Raw genomic sequence first — 23,270 nt, forward strand, 5'->3', positions numbered from 1 at the left:
CGCGGGACCGCCCCTTCGGTGTGCCGTCCGCGGCCTACTGGGCGCGGTCGAAGTCGATCGCGCTGTAGGCGCGCAGCTTCGAGAGGCGGTGGGTCGAGTCGATCTGCCGGATCGTGCCCGACTTCGAGCGCATGACCAGCGACGAGGTGGTCGCGGTCTCCGAGCGGTAGTGGACGCCGCGCAGCAGCTCGCCGTCCGTGATGCCGGTGGCGACGAAGAAGACGTTCTCGCCGGACACCAGGTCGTTGGTGTGCAGGACCCGGTCCAGGTCGTGGCCCGCGTCGATGGCCTTCTGGCGCTCGGCCTCGTCCTTCGGCCACAGCTTGCCCTGGATGGTGCCGCCGAGGCACTTGATCGCGCACGCCGAGATGATGCCCTCAGGGGTGCCGCCGATGCCCAGGAGCAGGTCCACGCCCGTGCCCTCGCGCACCGCCATGACCGACCCGGCGACGTCGCCGTCCGAGATGAACTTGATCCGGGCGCCCGTCTCGCGGATCTCCTTGACGATGCCCTCGTGGCGGGGGCGGTCCAGGATGACCACGGTGACGTCCTCCACGGCCATGTTCTTGGCCTTGGCGACACGGCGGATGTTGACCGAGACCGGGGCGTTGATGTCGACGAAGTCGGCCGCCTCGGGGCCCGTGACCAGCTTCTCCATGTAGAAGACCGCGGACGGGTCGAACATGGTGCCGCGGTCGGCGGCGGCGAGGACGGCGATCGCGTTCGGCATGCCCTTGGCGTTGAGCGTGGTGCCGTCGATGGGGTCCACGGCGATGTCGACCTCGGCGCCGGAGCCGTCGCCGACCCGCTCGCCGTTGTAGAGCATCGGTGCTTCGTCCTTCTCGCCCTCCCCGATGACGACGACGCCGTTCATCGAGACGGTGGAGATCAGGGTCCGCATCGCGTTGACCGCGGCGCCGTCGGCGCCGATCTTGTCGCCGCGTCCGACCCACCGGCCCGCGGCCATGGCCGCGGCCTCGGTCACCCGGACGAGTTCCAGGGCAAGGTTGCGGTCGGGGGCCTCGGGAGAGACTTCGAGCTGGGGCGGCAGGTTGTGCTCGGTCATCGGAGCGCACCTTTCTGTACGACGACGGCCGGGAAGTGAGGGTGACTGGACTCTATCGGTACGTCGACAAATTGAGCATGGCGGGTCACGTATGAGCGGAATATCGGTCAGTCGTTTGGCCTGAGCGGACGTCTTGCGGTCGTCTCGGGTACGGCCTGCCTTCGGATTGCGGGCGGGCACGGGCACGGGCGCCGCGCCGACCCCCGGCGGTGATCGCTTCCCGCCATGGGGGACGATGGTGGCGTGGCAGGTATGAAGGGCAAGCAGACGGTCTGGGACATGGTCCGGTCGCTGGCGGTGATCGGTGTCGTGGTCGCGGGTATCTACATTTTCGTCCCGCATGACGAGAAGGCCGACCCGACGCACGTGGTCGACTACCGCGTGGAGACGAACACGGCCCGGCGCGCGGCGCCGTACCCGGTGGCCGCGCCGGTGGGACTCCCCGAACAGTGGCGGGCCACCTCGGTGAGCTTCGACCGCAAGGACGCCCACGCGTGGCATCTCGGCTTCCTGGACCCGCACGGGCAGTACGTGGCGATCGAGCAGACCAGCGACGCCTCGGCCAAGCACGTCGCCAAGGTGACCCACCAGGCGCAGCCCACGGGTGAGCGGCAGCAGGTCGGCGACCTGTCCTGGGAGCGCTGGGAGGGCGAGAAGTACGACGCCCTGGTCCGGCAGGAGCAGGGCCACGCCACCGTGGTGACCGGGACGGGCTCCTTCGAGGAGCTCGCCACGATGGCGGCGGCGCTGGAGTTCAAGCAGGGCCAGTAGGAGGCGCGCGCAGACGCGCAAAAGGCCGCGCACCCCGGGCTCCCGGGGTTGCGCGGCCTTTCGCATGTCCGCTCAGACGGTGGTGATGACCTCGTCGAAGCTCAGGCGCGGGCCGCGCGGGAACCACGCGTCCTCACCCGGCTTGCCGATGTTGACGACCATCAGCGGGGTGTGGTCGTCGTCCAGGAACTCCTTCTGGACGGCGGCGAAGTCCAGGCCGGCCATCGGGCCGGCGGCCAGGCCGGCGGCGCGGATGCCGACGATGAAGTACGCGGCCTGCAGGGCGGCGTTCATCAGGGCGGTCCGCTCGCGGACCGGGCGCTCGGCGAAGAAGGCGTCCTTGGCCTGCGGGAAGTGCGGCAGCAGGGTGGGGAGCTCCTCGTGGAACTCGTTGTCCGCGGAGAGGATCGCGACGAGCGGCGCGGCGGCGGTCTTCGCCTGGTTGCCCTCGGCCATGTGGGCCACCAGGCGGGCGCGGGCCTCGGGGGAGCGGACCAGGGTGATGCGCAGCGGCGTCGAGTTGAAGGCGGTGGGGCCGTACTTGACCAGGTCGTAGATCGCCTGGACCTGCTCCTCGGTCACCGGCTCGTCGGAGAACGAGTTGGCGGTGCGGGCCTCGCGGAACAGCAGGTCCTGGGCGGCGGAGTCAAGAACGAGAGACATCGGGGAAGCCTTCTTCCATACGGAGGTGAAGCGATGTCCGAAACTCTACGGCCGAAGTAGTCGAATTTTCAACTAAACCTGCCGTCGAGTGGCTTGAATCACGTTTTGCCCGCGCCGCCCGACCTCAGGCGTCCCGCCCGTCCCGCCCGCCGCTCTCCTCGCCCTCGGCCTCACGGGCCGCGAGCGCCGAGTCGAGCCTCGCGCGGGCGCCCTCCAACCAGCGGCGGCACACCTTCGCGAGCTCCTCCCCGCGCTCCCACAGAGCCAGCGAATCCTCCAGCGAGGTACCGCCCGCCTCCAGCTTCCGGACGACCTCGATGAGTTCGTCCCGCGCCTGCTCGTACCCCAACGAGGTACCGGTTTCCGTCATTCCCGTGCCCTTCCGTGTCCGCATTCTTGATCCGCCGTGCCCGCCCCGCCGCGGACGGGCCCCGCGGCCCGCCTCACTCGCGGACCCGTACGGAGAACTCGCCCTCCGCCACCCGGGCCCGCAGCACCTCGTCCGCCGCGACCTCCTGCGGGGAGCGGACCACGTGCCCGTCCGCCCGCTGGAGCACGGCGTACCCCCGCTCCAGCGTCGCCGCCGGGGAGAGGGCCACCACCCGGGCGAGCGTGTGCCCGAGCTCCGAGTCCGCCCGGTCCAGCAGATGCCCCAGCGTGCGCCGGCTGCGCCCGAGCAGGGCCTCCAGCTCGTCCTCCCGGCTCTCCACCATCCGCTGCGGATGGACGAAGACGGGCCGGGCCAGCGCCTGCGCCAGCCCGCGCTCCTCCCGGTCGAGCAGCCCGCGTACCGCGCGCAGCCCCCGGGCCTGGAGCTGGCGTACCCGCTCCAGCTCCTCGCCGACGTCCGGGACCACCTTCTTCGCCGCGTCCGTGGGCGTCGAGGCCCGCAGGTCCGCCACCAGGTCCAGCAGCGGCGAGTCCGGCTCGTGCCCGATGGCCGAGACGACCGGGGTGCGGGCCGCCGCGACCGTCCGTACGACCTCCTCGTCGGAGAACGGCAGCAGGTCCTCCACGCTGCCGCCGCCCCGCGCCACGATGATCACATCGACCTCGTCCAGGGCGTCGAGCTCCTTGACCGCCTGGATCACCTGCGGCACGGCATTCACCCCCTGCACCGCCACGTTGCGCACCTCGAAACGGACCGCCGGCCACCGCCGCCGGGCGTTCTCCAGCACATCGCGCTCGGCAGCCGAGGCCCGCCCGACCACCAGCCCGATCAGCTGCGGCAGGAACGGCAGCGGCTTCTTGCGCTCCAGTGCGAACAGGCCCTCCGAGGCCAGCGACCGCTTGAGCCGCTCCAGCCGGGCGAGCAGCTCCCCGATGCCGACCGGCCGTATCTCCGTGGCCCGCAGGGACAGCTGCCCGCGCGGCGCGTACCACTCCGGCTTGGCCAGTACGACGACCCGGGCGCCCTCCGTCACGGCGTCCGCGACCTCGTCGTACACCTGGCGGAAGCAGGTCACGCCGATCGAGATGTCGTGCGACGGGTCGCGCAGCGTCAGGAAGACCACCCCCGCCCCCGGCCGCCGGGAGAGCTGCGTGATCTGCCCCTCCACCCACACCTGCCCGAGCCGGTCGATCCAGCCCCCGATGAGCCGGGACACCTGACCGACCGGCAGCGGCGCCTCGGCCGACGTATTCAGACCCATGCACGCAGGCTAGCGGCCGGGACCGACACGGGTCAGAGGGCGTCCCCCGGATCCGCCGCGCGTCGGCCGCGCTGGACGGCCAGTACACCCAGCCCCGCCGCCAGCCACACCGCCCCCGCCACCTGCGCCGTCCAGGACGCCCCGACGATCACCGCCACCGTCACCGCCGCGCCCAGCACCGGCACCACCAGGTGCCGCCACCAGACCGGTGCGCCCACCGCCCGGCGCACGACGAACCACCCCACCACCGAAGCGTGCAGCAGGGTGAACGCCACCAGTGCCCCGATGTCCACCACCGACACCAGGTGGTCGAGCCCGTCGTCGCGCCGGGCCGCCCACACCGCCGCCACCAGGGTCACCGCGGCCGCCACCAGCAGCGCCGGCCGCGGCGTCCCGGCCGAGGTCCGCGCCAGCACCCCCGGCAGCCGCCGCTCCCGGGCCATCGCGAACACCAGCCGCCCGGCCGCCGCCTGCCCCGCCAGCGCCGCGAACGCCGCCCCCACCGCCTTGCTCACCGCGACCAGGTCGTGCAGCCAGGAGCCCACCGAGGACTCCACGGCGGTGTAGAAGGCCGGCCCCTGCTGCGCCGGGTCCGCCGCCAGCTCCGCCGAGGACACCGGCATCAGCAGTGCCGCCAGATAGCTCTGCACGAGGAACAGCAGTCCCGCCAGCCCCAGGCAGAACAGCACCGCCCGGGCCACCCGCTGCGAACCCCCCGTCACCTCCTCCGCGAACGAGGCGATCGCGTCGAAGCCGAGGTAGGACAGGACCGCGACGGACACCGCGCCCAGCACCGCGGCCACCGGGAAGCCGCCCGCCGCGCCGTCCCCGGTCAGCGGGGACAGCCAGCCGCGTCGCGCCCCGTCCCGGACCAGGACGGCCCCCGCGGCGGCGACGAACACCAGCAGCACCGCGATCTCCATGGCGAGCACGGCGAAGCCCACACGCGCCGCCGCCCGTACGCCCCGCAGGTTGAGCGCCGTCGTCACCAGCACCGCCAGCGCCGTCCACACCCAGCGCGACACCTGCGGCACCAGCGCATTCATCGCGATCCCGCAGAACAGGTACGCGACGGCCGGGATCAGCAGGTAGTCGAGCATCGCCATCCACCCGGCGATCAGCCCCGGCCCCTCGCCCAGCCCCTTGCGGGCGTACGTGAACACCGAACCGGCCTGCGGGGCCACCTGCACCATCTGCGCGTACGAGAAGGCCGTGAACGCCATCGCAGCGGTTGCGCAGAGGTACACGAGGGCGACGGCCCCGTGGGATTTCGCGTCGAGGGTGCCGAAGATCCCGACCGGGGCCATGGGGGCGATGAAGAGCAGCCCGTAGACGACCAGGTCCCGGAAGCTCAGGCTCCGCCGCAGGGCGGTCACAGGCGTCGTACTGGAACCGGAATCCGTCACGGACACCATCATTCCTCCGGGGGGCGGTCGGTACGGACGTCCGACACCTGCACCCAGTCTGTGCGCGGCGGCCGACGCCCGGCCTTCGCAAGACCCCCGTACGATGGACCGCATGAGTGCTGCCGCCCCTGCTCCCGCTTCCCGCCGCGTCCTGCTCGCCGCCCCCCGCGGCTACTGCGCGGGCGTGGACCGAGCCGTGATCGCCGTCGAGAAGGCCCTCGAACAGTACGGGGCGCCGGTCTACGTCCGGCACGAGATCGTGCACAACAAGTACGTCGTCCAGACCCTGGAGAAGAAGGGGGCCATCTTCGTCGAGCGGACGGAGGAGGTGCCCGAGGGCTCCATCGTGATGTTCTCCGCGCACGGCGTGGCCCCGGTGGTGCACGAGGAGGCGGCGCGCGGCAGGCTCGCGACGATCGACGCGACCTGCCCGCTGGTCACCAAGGTCCACAAGGAGGCGATCCGGTACGCGCAGGAGGACTTCGACATCCTCCTCATCGGCCACGAGGGCCACGAGGAGGTCATCGGAACCTCCGGCGAGGCCCCGGACCACATCACGATCGTGGACGGCCCCGCGGACGTCGACAAGGTCGAGGTGCGCGACGAGTCCAAGGTCGTCTGGCTCTCCCAGACCACCCTCTCGGTCGACGAGACCATGGAGACGGTCGACGCGCTGAAGCAGAAGTTCCCCCTCCTCGTCTCCCCGCCGAGCGACGACATCTGCTACGCCACGTCGAACCGGCAGGCGGCGGTCAAGGCCATGGGCGCGGACTCCGACCTGGTCATCGTCGTCGGCTCCAAGAACTCCTCGAACTCGATCCGGCTGGTCGAGGTCGCGCTCGACGCCGGCGCGCGCGCCGCACACCTGGTCGACTTCGCGAGCGAGATCGACGAGGCCTGGCTGGAGGGCGTCTCCACGGTCGGCCTGACCTCGGGCGCCTCGGTGCCGGAGGTGCTGGTCGAGCAGGTGCTGGAGTGGCTGGCGGAGCGCGGCTTCGAGGACGTCGAGATCGTCAAGACCGCCGAGGAGTCGATCGTCTTCTCGCTGCCGAAGGAGCTGCGCCGCGACCTGCGCGCCGAAGCGGCTGCGCTGGTCGCCGACAAGTAGCGGCTTCGTTTCGTACGGTGATTCCATGCAGATCTTCGGCGTGGACATCGGCGGTACCGGGATCAAGGGCGCTCCTGTGGACCTTGACCGCGGCGAGCTGGCGCAGGAGCGCCACAAAGTGCTGACACCGCATCCGGCCACCCCGGACGGGGTGGCCGGATGCGTTGCCGAGGTGGTGGACCACTTCGGCTGGGACGGCCCCGTGGGGGTGACGTTCCCGGGAGTGGTCACGGGCGGCGTCACCCGTTCGGCGGCCAACATGGACAAGGCGTGGATCGGCGTCGACACCGCCGCGCTGCTGCGCGAACGCCTGGGCGGCCTGCCCGTCACCGTCCTGAACGACGCGGACGCCGCCGGCGTCGCGGAGATGACGTACGGCGCGGGCCGCGGGCGCACCGGCACGGTCATCCTGCTCACCCTGGGCACGGGCATCGGCAGCGCCCTGTTCACCGACGGGCGGCTGGTGCCGAACACGGAGCTCGGGCACCTGGAGCTGAAGGGCCACGACGCGGAGACGCGGGCGTCGGTCAAGGCCAAGGAGGACCACGAGCTCACCTGGGAGCGCTGGGCGAGGCGGCTGGAGAAGTACATGGCCCACGTGGAGATGCTGTTCTCCCCGGACCTCTTCATCCTGGGCGGCGGCGTCAGCCGCAAGCCGGAGAAGTTCCTGCCGCTGATCGACGGCATCCGGGCCGAGATCGTCCCCGCGGCCTTGCAGAACAACGCGGGCATCGTGGGGGCGGCCATGGCGGCGAAGGCCGCCAGGGTGACGTCGGCGGCCGACCGCTAGAGCCTGGGCGGGCTGCGGTCCGGCGGGCAGGCACCGGCGGTCCGGCGGGTACGGGCTCCGGCGGTCCGGCGGGTACGGGCTCCGGCGGTCCGGCGCGTACGGGCTCAGGCGGTCCGGCGGGGGAGCCTGCGGCGCCCGATCAGCACCGCCTTGCGCACCAGCGCGATCAGGGCGGCGACGAGCGTCCCCCCGTACAGCCAGCCGGCGTGCAGGGACAGGGCCGACACGACGCCCATGAGCTGGGCGCCGAAGCCGCCGGAGCCGCCCGTGAGGGGCCACACTCCGGCGGCGAAGGCGATCGGCGCGCTGATCGGCGCCGTGATCAGGTCGGCGGGCCGGACCCACAGCGCCGTGGCGGCGCAGACGGGCAGGAAGAGGAGCCCGTACGCGAAGAGCGAGCTGTCGAAGAGCAGCCAGGCGATCCCGGCCGCCAGCGCCATGGCGGCGCAGGCGAACAGCCCGCCGCCGAGCCCGGTCAGCCGGGCCCGCGGCATGCGGCGCACCGGCGCCGGCCGGGGCCGCGGACGCCCGCCCTGCGCGGGCACCTGGCCGTGCCAGTGCCGCGGTCCCTGCCGCTGTCGCTGCGGGTGATCCACCGAGCGCGTCCTGTATTGCTCCACCCCACCACGCTAGGCGCGACGGGCGCGGGATCGGGGCGGGGACACGCGTACAACGAGAGCAGCTCATCGGAAAGTAAACTGTCCGGTGGCCCTCTCCTGGGCCGCCGCCCCCTCCAGCTACGGGAAGTCGCCAACGTGTCGCTCACGATCGGAATCGTCGGTCTGCCGAATGTCGGCAAGTCGACCCTGTTCAACGCCCTGACCAAGAACGACGTGCTGGCGGCCAACTACCCGTTCGCCACGATCGAGCCGAACGTCGGCGTCGTCGGTGTCCCGGACCCGCGCCTGGCCGTCCTGGCCGGCATCTTCGGCTCGCAGCGGGTCCTCCCGGCCACGGTCGACTTCGTCGACATCGCCGGCATCGTCCGCGGCGCCTCGGAGGGCGAGGGCCTCGGCAACAAGTTCCTCGCCAACATCCGCGAGTCGGACGCTATCTGCCAGGTCATCCGGGCCTTCAAGGACGAGAACGTCGTCCACGTCGACGGCAAGGTCTCGCCCAAGGACGACATCGAGACGATCAACACCGAGCTGATCCTCGCCGACCTCCAGTCCATCGAGAAGGCGGTCCCCCGCCTGACGAAGGAGTCCCGCCTCCAGAAGGACAAGGTCGCGGTCCTGGCGGCGGTCGAGAAGGCCCAGAAGATCCTGGAGGCGGGCGACACGCTCTTCTCCCAGGGCATCACGAAGGGCACCGAGCAGGGCGACCTCCTCCACGAGCTCCACCTGCTGACCACGAAGCCGTTCCTGTACGTCTTCAACGTGGACGAGGACGAGCTGATGGACGACGCCTTCAAGGCGGAGCAGAGCGCGCTGGTCGCCCCGGCGGAGGCGATCTTCCTGAACGCCAAGCTGGAGCAGGACCTCGCCGAGCTCGACGACGAGGAGGCCCTGGAGCTCCTCCAGTCGGTGGGCCAGCAGGAGCCCGGCCTGGCCACGCTGGGCCGCGTCGGCTTCCAGACCCTGGGCCTCCAGACCTACCTGACGGCCGGCCCGAAGGAAACCCGCGCCTGGACCATCAAGAAGGGCGCCACGGCCCCGGAGGCGGCGGGCGTGATCCACACGGACTTCCAGCGCGGCTTCATCAAGGCCGAGGTCATCTCCTTCGAGGACCTGGTCGCCTGCGGCTCGGTCACGGAGGCCCGCGCCAAGGGCAAGGCCCGCATGGAGGGCAAGGACTACGTCATGCAGGACGGCGACGTGGTCGAGTTCCGCTTCAACGTGTAGTGCCTGATTCCTTGATCGGTCGAAGTGGCTGGTCAGGGTAGGAAACCCCAGGTCAGGGGCCAGATCTTCAGGTCTGGCCCCTTCCTGTTTTCTCCGGCTGATTCCGGGCTTTTCCTGGGGGCGTGCTGACTTGGTGCTGACCCTGTGGAGGGCGTTGGGCGGATGGTGACCTGGGCTTTTGAGGGGGCTGCCAGGGCATCGGGACGGCCCCGGCGAGGAGCGGAGGGACGAAGCCCTCAGCGGCCCGCTCGCGGGCCATCTTTATGCAAGAACGCGCATAGTCGCGAGAGTGCATGGACGGCCGTGCATGGCGTCCGTACCGTCGTTCTGGGCGGCTCCGGCAGGGGGCGGCGGACTTGGGGGTTCACGTGTCTGAGCGCACTGGATTGACCCGGCTGACGGGTGGAGACGACAAGAACGGCAACGGAAGCGGGGAGTGCGGACAGGGCGACTGCCCGAACGTGTACCGCACCGAGAAGGGGAGCATCGTGGTGCAGGGAGACCTGTTCGACGGCTTCACGCCCCCGCAGGGGGAGGGCCTGGTGGAGATTCCGGAGAGCGTGTTGCGGGAGGCAGTCCGTGCTCTTGGCTGGTGAGAAGTGGCAGGCGAAGTTCAGTGAGTTCACGAGTGAGGCGTGGCGGCTGGAGACGCGCCCCGTCTACCGCGTTCCACAGGAGGCGGACGAGTTCTCCCGGTTCCTCGCCGGGGAACGGTTCCCCGGCCCGTATGAGGACGACTGGACGGCGCTGATCCGCAGGCACCGCGAGACCGGCGGGACGATCGGCCGCGTCCACGTGGTGACGCGTCCGCTCTCGGACTACCTGCGCTTCGAGTTCGAGCGCTACTACCGTCACCAGGCTCCTGTTGGGGAGGACATCCGCATCCTCGATGTCACGGACCGGACGAACCCTCTGGCAGGTATCGACGACTTCTGGATGTTCGACCGTTCCACAGTCGTCCTGATGAAATACGCCGACGACGGGACGCAGATCGAGCGCGAACTGTACGAAGGTGATCCCGCCCCGTTCCTGGAGTATCAGCGCATCGCTCTCGCCGAGTCGGTTCCGTTCCAGGAGTACGTGACTGCGTGACGTTCGAGCCCGAGCAGCTCGGCCAGTCCGCTCAGGAACTCGCTGCCACGCTGCGGAAGCTACGCAAGCAGGCCGGTCTCTCCGGGGACCGGCTTGCTGCGCGCTGCAACATGTCGCAGTCGAAGGTGAGCCGCATCGAGAACGGCAGGGTGCGCCCCACGCTCGTGGACATAGAGCGCCTGCTCATCGCCCTGGAGGCCCCGCCGGCGCTGGTGGCCGAGGTGTCGGCGTTGGCTCGTATAGCCGCGACGGAGTGGCAGGACGCCCGCTCGATGCGTCGTAAGGGCCTGGACAAGAAGCAGCTCGAACTGGCAGGTCTGGAAGCGTCCTCGGCCCACTTCCGGTTCTTCCTCCTGTCCATGCTCACAGCCCTGTTGTCGACGCCGGAGTACATCCGGGCCAGCCTGGAGCACATCCCCGGTGACCACAGCCGCGCGGTGGCGAAGAAGCTGGAGCGGCAGGAGGTCCTCTACGACCGCCGCAAGCAGTTCACGTTCCTCGTCACCGAACAAGCTGCTCGCTCCCCGTTCGTCTCTCCCGCCGCCATGGCCGTGCAGCTGGACCGGTTGGCGTCGCTGACCCACCTGCCGAACCTGCGCCTCGGCGTGCTGCCCCTGGACACTCGGCTGCCGGGCTGCCCGCTGAACACGTTCACCGTCTACGACGAGCGCTTGGCGACCGTGGAGACGACGACAGGGGTCATGGTCTTCCGCGACCCACGGGACATCCGGATGTACCTCGACGAGTTCGCCGGGTACGAGGAGCTGGCGCTCTTTGGCGAGGACGCGCGGGACCGTCTTGCGGACTGGGCCGCGGCCTTCCGAACCTGATCTTTAGTCCAGGACGTGACTGAACCTCGATGACGTCCCCGTCTGCGGGAATGATGCCGTGGCATCGGAGAACCCAGGCGGGGAGGCGTGCGAGATGCGCGATACGTACGAAGCACAGACGACGATGTCCGAGGCGGTGGCGCTGTCCCTGCCGCCGGTACGTCCAGAGCCCGTCGCGGGCTGCCGGGACTGTCTCGGCTTTGCGGTGCAGCGGGTGAATGCGGGGTCGGTCGGGGACTACTCCAAGGTCTCGGACATGAATGTGACTCTGCGGGCACACCTGCGCGACGCGCACGGGAGCGAGTAATGACCCGCGCCGTGCTGCGGTACGTGACGCACTGGATCACCCAGCACCCGGACACCGACGTGACCTTCGAGGCCGAGTGCCTCCACTGCGGATGCACGGCGCATCCGTCGGAGGACGGTGCGGCTGTGGACATCGAGTGCATGTCACATACCAGACGCAGCGGCCACCAGGGATTCAGGCGGGTGTGCACGTCGTTCGCCCTGGTGGCGAGGGCTGAGTGAGCGAGGCTCAGCGCTCACCCTGTTGAAGCAAGACATGTTGCAGGTAACGCCGACAGCCGAGTAGGCGGCGCAGTCGACGGCTGTACGCGCCCAGCAAGACGAGATTTCGGGGCGGAGGAATCCGAGTCCAGGAAGCCGATGACCAGGGAAGAGTGGATCGAGCGCGAGCTGGCCAAGGCCCCGGAGCCGACGGCCGAGGATATCTGGTGGGTCCTGAACAGATTCGGCTTCCCGCCGGACCAGGTGGAGGCGGCCTACGAAGCGATGCTGCGGGAGAAGGAGGCGCGCGCGACGGTAGAGCAGCACGGAGGCGGCCATGCGGGACCTCCCTAACGCAGGCCCGTCGTAGTCAGCCCGACCTGGCCGCGAGAAGGCAGCGGTCAATCGACGGGGGATGCGCAGGCTAGGAGTGGCCCGGCCGCCTTGCTCCACAACTCGCCCCTCGCGAGAGAGCACGTGCCCTCGGCGCGCAGGGAATCGACCACGGGCGCGAGGAAGGTGGTCCGCCAGTGCTGTACGGTCTCCGGCTTCATACCGCTCGTGTCGACCACGGCACTCACTCTGGCTTCGAGGACAGCCGCTCCCTGCGCGATGTCGTCCCCGGTCCACTCGTCCACGTGCTCGGCTACCAAAGCCCACGACAGCTTGATCATGAGCCGGATCGTAGAGGCGGAAGCAGGTAGTCGGGAGAGGCGAGGGGGGTGGGGTATGACCCCTTGAGCCTGCCTTCCCAACCGCCGCGTCTTAGCAGCTCGGACTCTGCCACGGTTCCAGGGGCGACGAGCGCCTCGCGCTCACGCAGTCAGGCGCACGCATCTCCGCAGGTCAGCGGCGGGGCGAGGGTGATCAGAGCCTTGGCCAGCACTGCACAAGAATGGAGGCCGCGGCGACCTCCACCTAGGTGCTCAGGCTGCCGCTTCGTCCGGGGCCTCGTCCTCCGATGAATCATCCAGATCGGGCTTCGGGGAAACCCAGGTGGTACCGGAAGGCAGGTCTTCCCCCGTCTCCTCCTTGTACTGCGCCTTCTTCTCCTCGCTGGCGTTCCAGCCGGGGTGGAGATTCCGCAGGTGATTTTTGGCGGAGTCCCGAGGACCGCTCGCCCTGTCGGAGGCGGAGGGCTGTTCCTGCTCGGCGATGTCCTCGGCATCCCTCACGCCCTCGGCGTCTGCGAGACCCTCGGCGTGGTTGGGGTACTCGTCTGCATCCTCGGCCCTGTTGTGCTGCGCGAGGACCGCAACAGTGACTACGCCTACAACCGTGCCTGCGGCCTTGGCGAAGAGGATCGTCCTGGGGTGCTTCTCGGCCCAGTCCTTTGCCTTCTCGCGGAAGGTGGTGGGCTCGCCGTCCTCGGGGGGCGTGGAGTCAGTCACGAGCACAGATCTACCGGACCTATCCCTCGCCTGTCAGGCAATCACCTGACATCGCCCGATCAGGTTCCGTGGCGCTCGTACGACTTCGCGCCTTCGCGAAGGTGCAACCTTTGGCCGCCACAGCTGATTGCTGTCTTCGCTCTGTGGTCCGCTCGCCGGGCGGTTCTGCTTGGTCTCGGCCGCGAGGTGTCTCTCTTCCCATACAGGTCAGCTCGGCCGCTCTCTCTACTACGCTTCCTGCGTGGACTCGGCTGCCGCTTGCGTGGAGCATGCATCGGCGGTTGGAGACGGCCGCGCGACGTGCGTCACGCCGCGGGCATCAGGGTTGGCGGCCGGCGCGACCGCCATGACATACCGGGAAGAAGAGCCTTGGCCCTCAAGAAGACAGACCTCTACAGCTCGCTCTGGAAGAGCTGCGACGAGCTGCGCGGCGGGATGGACGCCGGCCAGTACAAGGACTACATCCTCACACTGCTCTTCGTGAAGTACGTCTCCGACAAGGCCAAGGCCGACCCCGACAGTCTCATCGACGTACCGCCCGGCGGTTCCTTCGACGACATGGTCGCCGCGAAGGGCGACAAGGAGATCGGCGACCGCTTCAACAAGATCATTAGTCGGCTGGCCGAAGCGAACGACCTGCGTAACGTCATCGACCTCGCCGACTTCAACGACGAGGAGAAGCTCGGCAAGGGCAAGGAGATCCAGGACAGGCTGTCCAAGCTGGTCACGATCTTCAGCGACCTTGACTTCCGAGGCTCCCGAGCAGAGGGCGACGATCTCCTCGGCGATGCCTACGAGTACCTCATGCGCCACTTCGCCACAGAGTCGGGCAAGAGCAAGGGCCAGTTCTACACCCCTGCCGAGGTGTCCCGCGTGCTGGCCAAGGTGGTCGGCATCACCAAGGACACCCGCCAGGACCAGACGGTCTATGACCCGACGTGTGGTTCGGGCTCGCTTCTCCTGAAGGTCGCTGCCGAGACATCACGCGGCATCACGATTTACGGCCAGGAGAAGGACAACGCCACGTGGGCGCTGTCCAAGATGAACATGATCCTGCACGGGAACGAGGACGCCGAGATCCTCAAGGGCGACACGATCACGAGCCCTCAGTTCACCAACGGGATCGCCCTCCAGACGTTCGACTTCGCCGTGGCCAACCCGCCGTTCTCGATCAAGTCCTGGAGCAATGGGCTGGAGCAGGAGTACGGCCGCTTCGAGTACGGTCGACCGCCGGAGAAGAACGGCGACTACGCCTTCCTGCTGCACATCCTCAAGTCGCTCAAGAGCACGGGCAAGGCGGCGGTCATCCTCCCGCACGGCGTGCTGTTCCGCGGCAACGCCGAAGCAGATATCCGCCGGCGACTGCTCAAGCAGGGATTCATCAAGGGCATCATCGGCCTCCCCGCGAACCTCTTCTACGGGACTGGCATCCCCGCTTGCATCATCGTTCTGGACAAGGAGAACGCCGTCGGCCGCACGGGCGTCTTCATGATCGACGCATCCAAGGGCTTCATCAAGGACGGCAACAAGAACCGTCTCCGCAGCCAGGACATCCACAAGATCGTCGACGTCTTCACACGACAGACCACGATCGAGCGCTACTCGCGCATGGTTCCGCTGTCAGAGATCGCCGATCCGAAGAACGACTACAACCTCAACATCCCTCGCTACATCGACTCCTCCGAGCCCGAGGACATCCAAGATCTCCACGCACACCTCCACGGCGGCATCCCAAACCGTGATCTCGACGCGCTCAGCGGCTACTGGGATGCCTTCCCGCAGCTGCGAGATCAGCTGTTCCAGCTGAACCGTCCCGGTTACAGCGACCTGACCATCGATGTCGGCCAGGTCCAGCAGGCCATCCTTGACTCCCCCGAGTTCCAGAAGTTCACCCAAGAAGCCCGGGAGCTCACCACTGAGTGGTTCGCCGCCTATCGCGAGAGGCTCGAAGGGATCGACGAGACCACTCGGCCGAATGACCTCATTGCCGAACTCGGCGACGACTTGCTGGCCCGATTCAAACCAGTTCCTTTGCTGGACGAGTACGACGTCTACGAACAGCTCATGACCTACTGGCACGACGTCATGCACGATGACGTCTTCATGGTCATGAACGACGGCTGGCTCGAAGCCGCCAAGCCGCGCAAGATCGTGGTGGACAAGGATCGAAAGCTCTCCGAGACCCCAGACCTTGTGGTGGGTACGGGGCGCAGCGCTGAGAAGTACAAGACGGATCTCCTCCCGCCGAATCTGATCATTGAGCGCTACTTCGCCAAGGAACAAGCTGAGGTCGACGAGCTTATGTCGGCATGGGAGGAGGCGAGTCGCCAGGTCGAGGAGTACGTCGAGGAGCATGCCGTTGAGGGTGGGCTCCTGGCGGAAGCGATGGACGACGAAAAGATCAACAAGGCACTCGCTTCGGCCCGCTTGAAGAAGGCGCGACACGAGGGTACGGATGCAGACGAGGTGGCAGCCCTGTCGCATCTGATCAAGCTGTACAACGCGGAGGCGGTGGCCAAGAAGGCCGCGAAGGAGGCCCAGGCCGCCCTCGATCTCGCGACCCTCAAGAAGTACGGAGATCTCACCGAGTCTGAAATTAAGCAGCTCGTCCTTGGTGGGAAATGGTATTCGGCTTTCGAGGGTTGCGTTGCTCGCATTGCTGATTCGCTAACATTTGCATTGGTTTGCCGGATCGAACAGCTCGGCGAACGGTACTCTGACACGATCGAAGCCCTCAATGGTCAACTAGAGGAACTCGCAAACAAAGTGGCACTTCACCTCGCCAGCATGACGGTAGTTAAATGAGTGCGGCACGAGCCGATCAGTGGCTCAGTCTTGCAATCTCGGACATCGCGGTCTTCGGATCTGGAGATTTGATCAGTGTAGCAAGACTGTCTACCCGCTCAGGATCAAATCCCGTACCTGTCTATGGGGGCAACGGAATTGCGGGTTATACCTCATCGGCGATGATTGGTCAGCCAACGGTAATTCTTGGTCGGGTGGGCCAGAAGTGCGGCGTTGTGTATCTAAACGATGGTCCAGCATGGATCACCGATAACGCCCTCTATGCGCGCCAGTTCAAGCGTCCGCTGAATGTACGATTTCTTGCCCTTGCCTTGGAGGCGGCGCGACTGAACGATGTTAAAAACAAGAACGACCTCCCGTTGATCACGCAATCGATCCTCAACGATGTGAAGATTGCATGGCCCGATTCCCTCGAGGAGCAACGCGCCGTCGCGGAGGCGCTCGGCGATGTTGAGGCCCTGATCGTAGAACTAGAGCGTGTCATCGCTAAGAGGCAGGCGATCAAGAAGGGGATGCTCCAGCGATTCTTCGACAGGGGGACGCGTGCACCGGTTGGTGAGAACGGTGCGAGGGAAGTGCGTAAAGAACAACAACTCGGGAACTTGCTCCTCCGTCCCCCTCGCTACGGGATCAATGCGGCAGCGGTGCCGTTGACTGCAGCAACGCCCACGTATATCCGCATCACGGATATCGACGACTCGGGTAGGTTTTCTCCGAAGGTTGGTGTTGACCACCCGAAGAGCGCCAACTATCACCTGAATCAAGGCGAGCTGGTCTTCGCTCGAACTGGCGCCAGCGTGGGCAAGTCCTATCTGTGCGACCCTCACGACGGTGAGCTGGTGTACGCGGGATTCCTGATCAATATTGCCCCAAACCCGCAAGTCCTCAACCCTGCGTACCTCGCCCTCTTCGCTCAGACCAAGCAGTACTGGGACTGGGTGGCGAGCACCTCAGTCCGAAGCGGACAACCGGGAATCAACGGCCGGGAGCTCGCGCAGCTTCCGATCTTTGCTCCTGAGATCGAAGAGCAGAATGTCATCGTGAGCACCGTGAGCGATATCGACGCTGAAATCGCGGCGCTGGGGCGTCGCCTTGGCAAGGCGCGTCTGATCAAGACTGGAATGATGCAGGAGCTCCTCACCGGACGGACGCGCCTGCCTGTTCAGGGGGAAGGCGGCGAATGAGTGACGTTGGGCAGGTGGAACGCAAGGCGCAGAACCGGGTCGTCCGGTTGTTCAAGGAGCAGCTGAACTACCGCTACCTGGGCAACTGGGAGTACCGACCCGGCAACTCGAACATCGAGGTCGAGCTGCTGGAGTCGAACCTGCGCGCTCGGGGCTACGACAGCACCCTCGTCAGTAAGGCGATCGAACAACTGAAGAAGGCCGCCGCGCTTGGTAGCGGTCGTGACCTGTACGAGGCGAACCGTGCCGTCTATAACCTCCTGCGCTATGGGGTCAAGGTCAGGCCGGGAATCGGCGAGCAGTACGAGACGGTCTGGCTCATCGACTGGAGTGACCCGCAGGCCAACGACTTCGTCATCGTTGAGGAGGTGACCGTTGTCGGGAAGCAGACAAAGCGACCCGACATCGTGCTCTACGTCAACGGCCTGGCTCTGGTGACCTTGGAACTCAAGCGCTCCAGGGTCGCCGTGAGCGAGGGCATCCGGCAGACCATCGGGAATCAGAAGCCTGAGTTCATCCGGTCGTTCTTCTCCACCGTCCAACTCGTGCTGGCCGGCAACGACGTGGAGGGCCTGCGCTACGGCGTCATCGACACGCCTGAGAAATACTGGTTGCAGTGGAAGGAGCCCTCAGATGTCGAGGAGCCGCTGGACCGTGCGCTGCTCCAGATGTGCGGCAAGGAGCGGCTGCTTGAGCTGATCCACGACTTCACCGTCTTCGACTCCGGTATCCGCAAGGCGTGCCGTCACAACCAGTACTTCGGCGTCAAGGCCGCGCAGGAACGTATCGGTCGGCGCGAGGGCGGCATCATCTGGCATACCCAGGGCTCGGGTAAGTCGCTCACCATGGTGTGGTTGGCGAAGTGGATTCGGGAGCATCAGAAGGACGCGCGAATTCTGCTGATCACCGATCGCACCGAGCTGGACGAGCAGATCGAGAAGGTCTTCAACGGAGTCAACGAGCAGATCTATCGCACCAGTAGCGGCGCGGACCTCCTTGACACTTTGAATAAATCCGTCGAGTGGCTCATGTGCTCTCTTGTGCACAAGTTCGGTAGTTCCGAGGGTGACAAGGAGAGAGACGAGGCAGGCAACGAGTTCATCAAGGAGCTCAAGGCCAGGATTCCCAAGGGCTTCAGGGCCAAGGGCAACCTCTTCGTCTTCGTCGACGAGGCTCACCGCACCCAGTCCGGCAAGATGCACGACGCGATGAAGGACCTGCTGCCGGGCGCCATGTTCATCGGGTTCACGGGAACGCCGCTGCTCAAGGCGGACAAGGCCACCAGCATGGAGACCTTCGGTTCGTTCATCCACACCTACAAGTTCGACGAGGCCGTCGAGGACGGCGTCGTGCTCGACCTCTGCTACGAGGCCCGTTCCATCGACCAGCACCTGACATCGCCGGCGCAGGTGGACAAGTGGTTCGAGGCCAAGACCCGGGGCATGACCGACCTGTCCAAGGCAGAGCTGAAGAAGCGCTGGGGCACGATGCAGAAGGTCGTCTCCTCCGAGCCGCGGACGAAGCAGATCGTGCAAGACGTCCTGCTCGACATGGAGACCAAGCCCCGCCTGATGGACGGCAGAGGCAACGCCATGCTCGTAGGCGAGAGCATCTATCAGGCGTGCAAGTTCTACGAACTGTTCTGCAACGCGGGCTTCCGTGGGAAGTGCGCCATCGTCACCAGTTACACCCCGAGGCCTGGAGACATCTCCAAAGAGGACTCCGGCGCAGGCCAGACGGAGAAGCTTCGCCAGTACGACATCTATCGCAGGATGCTTGCCGACCACTTCGGAGAGTCCGAAGACGCCGCTATGACGAAGGTCGAGCAGTTCGAGAAGGAGGTCAAGCGGCAGTTTGTCGAGGAGCCCGGCCGGATGCGCCTGCTCATCGTGGTCGACAAGCTCCTGACTGGGTTCGACGCCCCGAGCGCGACGTACCTTTACATTGACAAGAAGATGAGTGACCACGGCCTGTTCCAGGCGATCTGCAGGGTCAACCGACTCGACGGAGACGACAAGGAGTTCGGCTGCATCGTCGACTACCGGGACCTGTTCAACTCCCTCCAGGACGCCATCACCGACTACACCTCCGGCGCACTGGATGGGTACGAGCCGCAGGACATTGAGGGCCTGCTGACGGACCGGATCGGTAAGGCGCGAGAGGCCCTCGATGAAGCGCTGGAGCGAATCCGCGCGCTCTGCGAGGTGGTCGGGCAGCCCCGGAACACGCTCCAGTACCAGCAGTACTTCTGTGCGGCCGATCCTGGCAACGCCGAGCAGCTCAAGGCCAACGAGCCCAAGCGTGTCGAGCTCTACAAGGCTGTTGCCGCGGTAACGCGGGCCTTCGCCAACCTGGCCAACGACATGGAAGCCGCCGGATACACCGGCCAGGAGGCTGAGGACATCCGAGCCGAGATCCGGCATTACACGGATGTCCGCGACGAGGTGAAGCTCGGAGCCGGCGAGGACGTCGACTTCAAGCAGTACGAGGCAGGTATGCGGTTCCTCCTGGACACCTACATCCAGGCAGACGCGTCCGAGACCGTGTCCAACTTCGAGGAGACCGGTCTCGTCCAGCTCATCGTCGAACTGGGTGCCGGGGCCCTCGACAAGCTGCCGAAGGGGATCAAGGACAGCCCGGAAGCCGTCGCCGAGACGGTTGCCAACAACATGCGCAAGCTGATCATCGAAGAGCATGCGACTAATCCGAAGTACTTCGACAAGATGTCGGAGCTGCTCGACGCCATAATCGAGGAGCGGCGCAGGGGCGCGATCGAGTACCAGGACTACCTCGCCAAACTGCTGGAGACTGCCGCGCAGCTCGGCAGGGGGGATTCCGACGACGCGTACAAGTACCCTGCATGGGCCAACAACGGGGCGAAGCGGGCCCTGGTCGACTTCTTCCTCCCCGATGAGCGTCTTGCTGTCGAGATCGACACAGCGGTGCTCCACTCCAAGCCGCATGCATGGGTGGGGAACCCGCTGAGGGAGCGGAAAGTCCGGAATGCGCTGAAGCGAGCGCTGCCCGACGATTTCGACCGGCTCGATGAGCTCCTGGAACTGGTGAAGGCAAGGCATGAGTACCACTAACGCGCGTCTCGCTGTCCGGGGCATTGACGTCGACGTGGTCTACAAGGACATCAAGAACCTGCACATTGGCGTGTACCCCCCCATAGGGCGCGTCCGAGTGGCCGCGCCTCAGCAGCTGGATGACGATCAGGTCCGCCTGGCCGTCATCCAGCGGTTGCCGTGGATCAAGCGCCAGCAGGATCAACTACGCTCGGCCCAACGGCAGTCGGTGCGTGAGATGGTCAGCGGAGAGTCCCACTACGTGTGGGGCGTGCGACGCCGCCTGAAGGTCATCGAGCGGCCGGGGCGCCCGCACGTCGAGATCGACGGCGACCGAATGCTGCTGTACGTGCCGACTGGTACGAGCGAAGAGCGCCGTCGTGACCTGCTCGATCAGTGGTGCCGCGAGCAGCTCCGGCAAGCGATCCCCGCGATCATCGAGCGCTGGGAGTCGAAGCTGGGGGTTTCGGTGCCGTGGTGGGGTATTCGCCGGATGAAGACCAAGTGGGGCTCCTGCAACCGTGAGACCCGCCGCCTGTGGTTCAACTCCGAGTTGGCCAAGAAGCATCCAGAGTGCCTTGAGTACGTCGTCGTTCACGAGATGGTCCACTATCTCGAACGAAGACATGGCCAGCGCTTTGCCCAGCTGATGGACAGCTTCCTGCCGGACTGGCGTAGTCGCCGAGATGGCCTGAACGCTGCACCGCTCTCTGATGAGCTGTGGATGGGGCGTTGAGTACACCAAGGACTTTCCGTGGCCGGGCAGGGCCTTCTCCACGGCAACAGTCTCGTATCTGCCCTGAAGAGCAGGGTGGTCGTGAACGCATTTCCGTTGCTCGAAAATGTCGAGTGACGTTTATCAGGTATCCGAGTTAATGATGGGGGAGGCGTCCAGCTCCCCTCTCGGTTCCGTCAAGAGACGATGACGCGGAAGGTGCTGACCCCATGGCGAAGCTTCGGTTGACCGTAGGGCGGGGGCACGTCGAGGAGCTGGCACGCCTGCGCCATCCTGTCGGAGCCATCGAGGAGCTGATCTGGAACTCACTCGACGCGGACGCCGAGAACGTCACTGTCGTGCTTGAGCGCAACGACTTCGACGGTGTCGACCGAGTAGCCGTAATCGACGACGGCACTGGTATCGCGGCGGAGAAGTGCAGCGACTACTTCGAGCAGATCGGTACGTCCTGGAAGAAGCGCACGCAGGTCAGCGAGGTCAAGAAGCGCGTGCTGCACGGGAAGAACGGGCGAGGCCGAGTCCGGGCCTTCGCTCTCGGAAGTGAGGTGCGCTGGACCAGCGTGAGCGGGATGCGGGGGGTCCGCCGTCGTGTGGTCATCGAGTCCGACCGTGGCTCCATGGACGAGTTCGACGTCAGCGACCCCGAGCCGACAGCAGACGCGACAGGGACCGTCTTCGAGGCATTCGGCGGGGAGGACCTCCAGAAGCTGACCGAGGACGCCGCACGTACCACGCTCACTGCCGCCTTCGCGCTCCACCTGGAGGCGTATCCGGACATCTGCATCACCTATGACGGGAGGCGGCTCGACCCGGCGTCGGAGCAGGTTCACGTCGACACGTACGAGGCGGCGGCCCCGCCGGGCAGCTCTCACCCGCCGGCTCAGCTGAAGATCATCGAATGGTCGCGCCCGTACTCCCGAGCTCTGATCCTGTGCGACGGCCGGGAGATGTCGTTGGCGCAGCTGAAGCCGGAGATCCAGGCTCCGGGCTTCCACTTCACGGCATACCTGTCCTGGTCGGGGTTCGAGGACGATTCGGTTGGCGACCTCGCCTTTGCCGACTGGACACCGGAGGGGCCCGCTGCCGAGGTGCTGGCCGAAGCCCGAGAGCGTATGCGTGAGCACTTCCGCTCCCGTGCCGACGAACGTCGTCGTGAGCTCGTCGATCAATGGCGTGCGGAAGGTTTCTATCCGTACACGGGAGAACCTGCCAACGACCAGGAGCGTGCGGAGCGCGAGACCTTCGACGCCGTGGCGACGGCGGTCGTCAGGCACCTGCCGGCGAGCAAGAGGGCCCAGAAGGTGTCCTTCGCGCTTCTGCGCTCTGTCCTGACCCACGAGCCGGGTGAAGTGCTGCGCATCGCCGAGGAGTTGTTCGCGCTCTCCAAGCAGGAGCAGACGGAACTCAGCCGTCTCCTTGACCGTACGCCACTGTCTGCCCTGATCAAGGCGTCGACAGCGACGACCGGACGTCTCGACTTTCTGTCGGCTCTGGAGCACCTTGTCTTCGACCCGGTGGCCAAGGGGCGGGTCAAGGAACGCACAGAGCTGCACCGGATCCTGGAGAACGAGTGCTGGATCTTCGGTGAGGAGTACGGGCTGCATGTCAGCGACCGCAGCCTGAACGAGGCGCTGAGACAGCACTGTCGTCTTCTCGACCGGGACACGCCGGCTCCGGACCCTGTCCTGAGGGAGGACGGCAGCCGGGGGATCGTCGACCTGATGTTGTCTCGCGCCGCCCGGCAGCGGAAGGGCGAGCGCCACCATCTTGTGGTGGAACTCAAGAGGTCAAGTGTCGTGCTCGGAATGACTGAGTTTTCGCAGATCAACAGCTATGCGCAAGCAGTTATGAGCGACGAGAGATTCCGGGATCCGAAGGTGACATGGGACTTCTGGCTCGTCGGTAACGCCATGGATGACAGCCTTCGGCAACTCGCCCATCAGTCGGGCCGAGTCCCCGGATGCGCTGTTGAGCAGCCGACGTTCCGGATCTGGGTGCGCACCTGGGGCGAGATCATCGAGGACGCTCAGGAACGGCTCCGCTTCTATAGCGATCAGCTTGAGTACCAGTCGACGACCGAGCACGCCATGGACTATCTGATCAGAGAGCACGCCGATGCGGTCGTGGACCTGGTCAGCGACGGCACGGTGCCGGTGGCGAGGACTGGGGGCAGCGGTTCGATTGGAGCTGCCTCCACCCCGTGAGGCCCGGACCGAGCCGACGGTCGTACGCGGCGGCGACGGGGAAGGTCAGCGGCGTCAGGGCAGGATGTGATCCCGGACAGTTCCTAACGAGAGGGGCGCCCCACGGCCCCGAGGAAGGCAGCGGCGAAGAGGTTGGTGCACAAGGGGAAGTCA

The 23,270-nt window shown here is 66.6% G+C and carries 23 protein-coding genes; 15 read left to right on the top strand and 8 right to left on the bottom strand.

Annotation, left to right across the window (positions count from 1 at the left end):
* Positions 1–34: 34 nt before the first annotated feature.
* Positions 35–1,066, bottom strand: a complete 1,032-nt coding sequence (gene glpX, locus AB0B01_RS18340; protein WP_356845365.1) for a class II fructose-bisphosphatase — start codon at positions 1,064–1,066, stop codon at positions 35–37.
* A gap of 252 nt (positions 1,067–1,318) precedes the next feature.
* On the opposite strand from glpX, the gene AB0B01_RS18345 reads away from it, so the two are divergent.
* The gene (locus tag AB0B01_RS18345) at positions 1,319–1,837 is read left to right on the top strand and encodes a DUF4245 domain-containing protein (RefSeq protein ID WP_361719765.1); all 519 of its coding nucleotides are present in this window, start codon (positions 1,319–1,321) and stop codon (positions 1,835–1,837) included.
* A 72-nt stretch (positions 1,838–1,909) separates the two neighbouring features.
* On the opposite strand, the gene AB0B01_RS18350 is transcribed toward AB0B01_RS18345, so the two are convergent.
* From AB0B01_RS18350 to AB0B01_RS18365, 4 genes are all read right to left on the bottom strand, one after another.
* Positions 1,910–2,500: a malonic semialdehyde reductase gene (locus AB0B01_RS18350; RefSeq protein ID WP_361719615.1), complete on the bottom strand. Its 591-nt coding sequence runs from the start codon at positions 2,498–2,500 to the stop codon at positions 1,910–1,912.
* Between the two features lie 124 nt (positions 2,501–2,624).
* Positions 2,625–2,870 (bottom strand): exodeoxyribonuclease VII small subunit, encoded by a 246-nt coding sequence (locus tag AB0B01_RS18355; RefSeq protein WP_361719618.1) that lies wholly within the window; start codon positions 2,868–2,870, stop codon positions 2,625–2,627.
* 73 nt (positions 2,871–2,943) lie between these two features.
* Positions 2,944–4,152, bottom strand: coding sequence for an exodeoxyribonuclease VII large subunit (xseA, locus tag AB0B01_RS18360; protein WP_361719621.1), 1,209 nt, complete (start codon positions 4,150–4,152; stop codon positions 2,944–2,946).
* Between the two features lie 32 nt (positions 4,153–4,184).
* The gene (locus tag AB0B01_RS18365; protein ID WP_361719624.1) at positions 4,185–5,570 is read right to left on the bottom strand and encodes an APC family permease; all 1,386 of its coding nucleotides are present in this window, start codon (positions 5,568–5,570) and stop codon (positions 4,185–4,187) included.
* Between the two features lie 91 nt (positions 5,571–5,661).
* On the opposite strand from AB0B01_RS18365, the gene AB0B01_RS18370 reads away from it, so the two are divergent.
* Positions 5,662–6,666 (top strand): 4-hydroxy-3-methylbut-2-enyl diphosphate reductase, encoded by a 1,005-nt coding sequence (locus AB0B01_RS18370; protein ID WP_361719627.1) that lies wholly within the window; start codon positions 5,662–5,664, stop codon positions 6,664–6,666.
* 25 nt (positions 6,667–6,691) lie between these two features.
* Positions 6,692–7,456, top strand: coding sequence for a polyphosphate--glucose phosphotransferase (gene ppgK / locus AB0B01_RS18375; protein ID WP_361719630.1), 765 nt, complete (start codon positions 6,692–6,694; stop codon positions 7,454–7,456).
* A 104-nt stretch (positions 7,457–7,560) separates the two neighbouring features.
* On the opposite strand, the gene AB0B01_RS18380 is transcribed toward ppgK, so the two are convergent.
* A complete protein-coding gene (locus AB0B01_RS18380; RefSeq protein ID WP_361719768.1) occupies positions 7,561–7,950 on the bottom strand; it encodes a DUF6542 domain-containing protein in 390 nt (129 codons plus the stop codon).
* A gap of 261 nt (positions 7,951–8,211) precedes the next feature.
* On the opposite strand from AB0B01_RS18380, the gene ychF reads away from it, so the two are divergent.
* The 7 genes from ychF (at position 8,212) to AB0B01_RS18415 (ending at position 12,083) form a co-directional block, all read left to right on the top strand.
* On the top strand, positions 8,212–9,300 hold the full coding sequence (gene ychF, locus AB0B01_RS18385) for a redox-regulated ATPase YchF (protein WP_356845373.1): 1,089 nt from the start codon (positions 8,212–8,214) through the stop codon (positions 9,298–9,300).
* Between the two features lie 395 nt (positions 9,301–9,695).
* The gene (locus AB0B01_RS18390; RefSeq protein WP_106973255.1) at positions 9,696–9,896 is read left to right on the top strand and encodes a hypothetical protein; all 201 of its coding nucleotides are present in this window, start codon (positions 9,696–9,698) and stop codon (positions 9,894–9,896) included.
* On the top strand, positions 9,880–10,392 hold the full coding sequence (locus AB0B01_RS18395; protein WP_361719633.1) for a DUF6879 family protein: 513 nt from the start codon (positions 9,880–9,882) through the stop codon (positions 10,390–10,392). The genes AB0B01_RS18390 and AB0B01_RS18395 overlap by 17 nt, the downstream gene beginning before the upstream one ends.
* Entirely contained in the window at positions 10,389–11,222 is an 834-nt protein-coding gene (locus AB0B01_RS18400) for a helix-turn-helix transcriptional regulator (protein ID WP_361719636.1), read from the top strand. The genes AB0B01_RS18395 and AB0B01_RS18400 overlap by 4 nt, the downstream gene beginning before the upstream one ends.
* A 94-nt stretch (positions 11,223–11,316) precedes the next feature.
* The gene (locus tag AB0B01_RS18405) at positions 11,317–11,529 is read left to right on the top strand and encodes a hypothetical protein (RefSeq protein WP_361719639.1); all 213 of its coding nucleotides are present in this window, start codon (positions 11,317–11,319) and stop codon (positions 11,527–11,529) included.
* On the top strand, positions 11,529–11,750 hold the full coding sequence (locus AB0B01_RS18410; protein WP_361719642.1) for a hypothetical protein: 222 nt from the start codon (positions 11,529–11,531) through the stop codon (positions 11,748–11,750). The genes AB0B01_RS18405 and AB0B01_RS18410 overlap by 1 nt, the downstream gene beginning before the upstream one ends.
* A 138-nt stretch (positions 11,751–11,888) precedes the next feature.
* Positions 11,889–12,083, top strand: a complete 195-nt coding sequence (locus AB0B01_RS18415; RefSeq protein WP_361719645.1) for a hypothetical protein — start codon at positions 11,889–11,891, stop codon at positions 12,081–12,083.
* 47 nt (positions 12,084–12,130) lie between these two features.
* Here the strand turns inward: AB0B01_RS18415 and AB0B01_RS18420 are convergent, their stop codons facing one another.
* Both AB0B01_RS18420 and AB0B01_RS18425 read right to left on the bottom strand, forming a co-directional pair.
* Positions 12,131–12,403 carry a hypothetical protein gene (locus AB0B01_RS18420; protein ID WP_361719648.1) on the bottom strand — a complete coding sequence of 91 codons (273 nt, stop codon included), beginning with the start codon at positions 12,401–12,403 and terminating at the stop codon, positions 12,131–12,133.
* A gap of 252 nt (positions 12,404–12,655) precedes the next feature.
* Entirely contained in the window at positions 12,656–13,120 is a 465-nt protein-coding gene (locus AB0B01_RS18425; protein ID WP_361719651.1) for a hypothetical protein, read from the bottom strand.
* A 300-nt stretch (positions 13,121–13,420) separates the two neighbouring features.
* Here AB0B01_RS18425 and AB0B01_RS18430 point away from each other — a divergent pair, with 300 nt between their 5' ends.
* The 5 genes from AB0B01_RS18430 (at position 13,421) to AB0B01_RS18450 (ending at position 23,117) form a co-directional block, all read left to right on the top strand.
* Positions 13,421–15,925, top strand: a complete 2,505-nt coding sequence (locus AB0B01_RS18430; RefSeq protein WP_361719654.1) for a type I restriction-modification system subunit M — start codon at positions 13,421–13,423, stop codon at positions 15,923–15,925.
* Entirely contained in the window at positions 15,922–17,109 is a 1,188-nt protein-coding gene (locus AB0B01_RS18435; RefSeq protein WP_361719657.1) for a restriction endonuclease subunit S, read from the top strand. The genes AB0B01_RS18430 and AB0B01_RS18435 overlap by 4 nt, the downstream gene beginning before the upstream one ends.
* Positions 17,110–17,123: 14 nt before the next feature.
* Positions 17,124–20,198 carry an HsdR family type I site-specific deoxyribonuclease gene (locus AB0B01_RS18440; protein WP_361719660.1) on the top strand — a complete coding sequence of 1,025 codons (3,075 nt, stop codon included), beginning with the start codon at positions 17,124–17,126 and terminating at the stop codon, positions 20,196–20,198.
* Positions 20,185–20,913, top strand: coding sequence for a SprT family zinc-dependent metalloprotease (locus AB0B01_RS18445; RefSeq protein ID WP_361719663.1), 729 nt, complete (start codon positions 20,185–20,187; stop codon positions 20,911–20,913). The genes AB0B01_RS18440 and AB0B01_RS18445 overlap by 14 nt, the downstream gene beginning before the upstream one ends.
* Before the next feature lie 209 nt (positions 20,914–21,122).
* On the top strand, positions 21,123–23,117 hold the full coding sequence (locus tag AB0B01_RS18450; protein ID WP_361719666.1) for an ATP-binding protein: 1,995 nt from the start codon (positions 21,123–21,125) through the stop codon (positions 23,115–23,117).
* The last annotated feature ends 153 nt before the right edge of the window (positions 23,118–23,270 follow it).

It is taken from the genome of Streptomyces sp. NPDC044571, assembly GCF_040647115.1.
Taxonomy (GTDB): domain Bacteria; phylum Actinomycetota; class Actinomycetes; order Streptomycetales; family Streptomycetaceae; genus Streptomyces.

Excerpts from the sequence above, each read along its gene's own strand:
- glpX (WP_356845365.1), bottom strand. The coding sequence starts at position 1,066 with ATGACCGAGCACAACCTGCCGCCCCAGCTCGAAGTCTCTCCCGAGGCC.
- AB0B01_RS18450 (WP_361719666.1), top strand. The coding sequence starts at position 21,123 with ATGGCGAAGCTTCGGTTGACCGTAGGGCGGGGGCACGTCGAGGAGCTG.
- AB0B01_RS18410 (WP_361719642.1), top strand. The coding sequence starts at position 11,529 with ATGACCCGCGCCGTGCTGCGGTACGTGACGCACTGGATCACCCAGCAC.
- AB0B01_RS18345 (WP_361719765.1), top strand. The coding sequence starts at position 1,319 with ATGAAGGGCAAGCAGACGGTCTGGGACATGGTCCGGTCGCTGGCGGTG.
- AB0B01_RS18415 (WP_361719645.1), top strand. The coding sequence starts at position 11,889 with ATGACCAGGGAAGAGTGGATCGAGCGCGAGCTGGCCAAGGCCCCGGAG.
- AB0B01_RS18365 (WP_361719624.1), bottom strand. The coding sequence starts at position 5,570 with ATGATGGTGTCCGTGACGGATTCCGGTTCCAGTACGACGCCTGTGACC.
- AB0B01_RS18370 (WP_361719627.1), top strand. The coding sequence starts at position 5,662 with ATGGACCGCATGAGTGCTGCCGCCCCTGCTCCCGCTTCCCGCCGCGTC.
- AB0B01_RS18350 (WP_361719615.1), bottom strand. The coding sequence starts at position 2,500 with ATGTCTCTCGTTCTTGACTCCGCCGCCCAGGACCTGCTGTTCCGCGAG.
- AB0B01_RS18355 (WP_361719618.1), bottom strand. The coding sequence starts at position 2,870 with ATGACGGAAACCGGTACCTCGTTGGGGTACGAGCAGGCGCGGGACGAA.
- AB0B01_RS18380 (WP_361719768.1), bottom strand. The coding sequence starts at position 7,950 with ATGCCGCGGGCCCGGCTGACCGGGCTCGGCGGCGGGCTGTTCGCCTGC.
- AB0B01_RS18445 (WP_361719663.1), top strand. The coding sequence starts at position 20,185 with ATGAGTACCACTAACGCGCGTCTCGCTGTCCGGGGCATTGACGTCGAC.
- AB0B01_RS18435 (WP_361719657.1), top strand. The coding sequence starts at position 15,922 with ATGAGTGCGGCACGAGCCGATCAGTGGCTCAGTCTTGCAATCTCGGAC.
- ppgK (WP_361719630.1), top strand. The coding sequence starts at position 6,692 with ATGCAGATCTTCGGCGTGGACATCGGCGGTACCGGGATCAAGGGCGCT.
- AB0B01_RS18405 (WP_361719639.1), top strand. The coding sequence starts at position 11,317 with ATGCGCGATACGTACGAAGCACAGACGACGATGTCCGAGGCGGTGGCG.
- AB0B01_RS18420 (WP_361719648.1), bottom strand. The coding sequence starts at position 12,403 with ATGATCAAGCTGTCGTGGGCTTTGGTAGCCGAGCACGTGGACGAGTGG.
- xseA (WP_361719621.1), bottom strand. The coding sequence starts at position 4,152 with ATGGGTCTGAATACGTCGGCCGAGGCGCCGCTGCCGGTCGGTCAGGTG.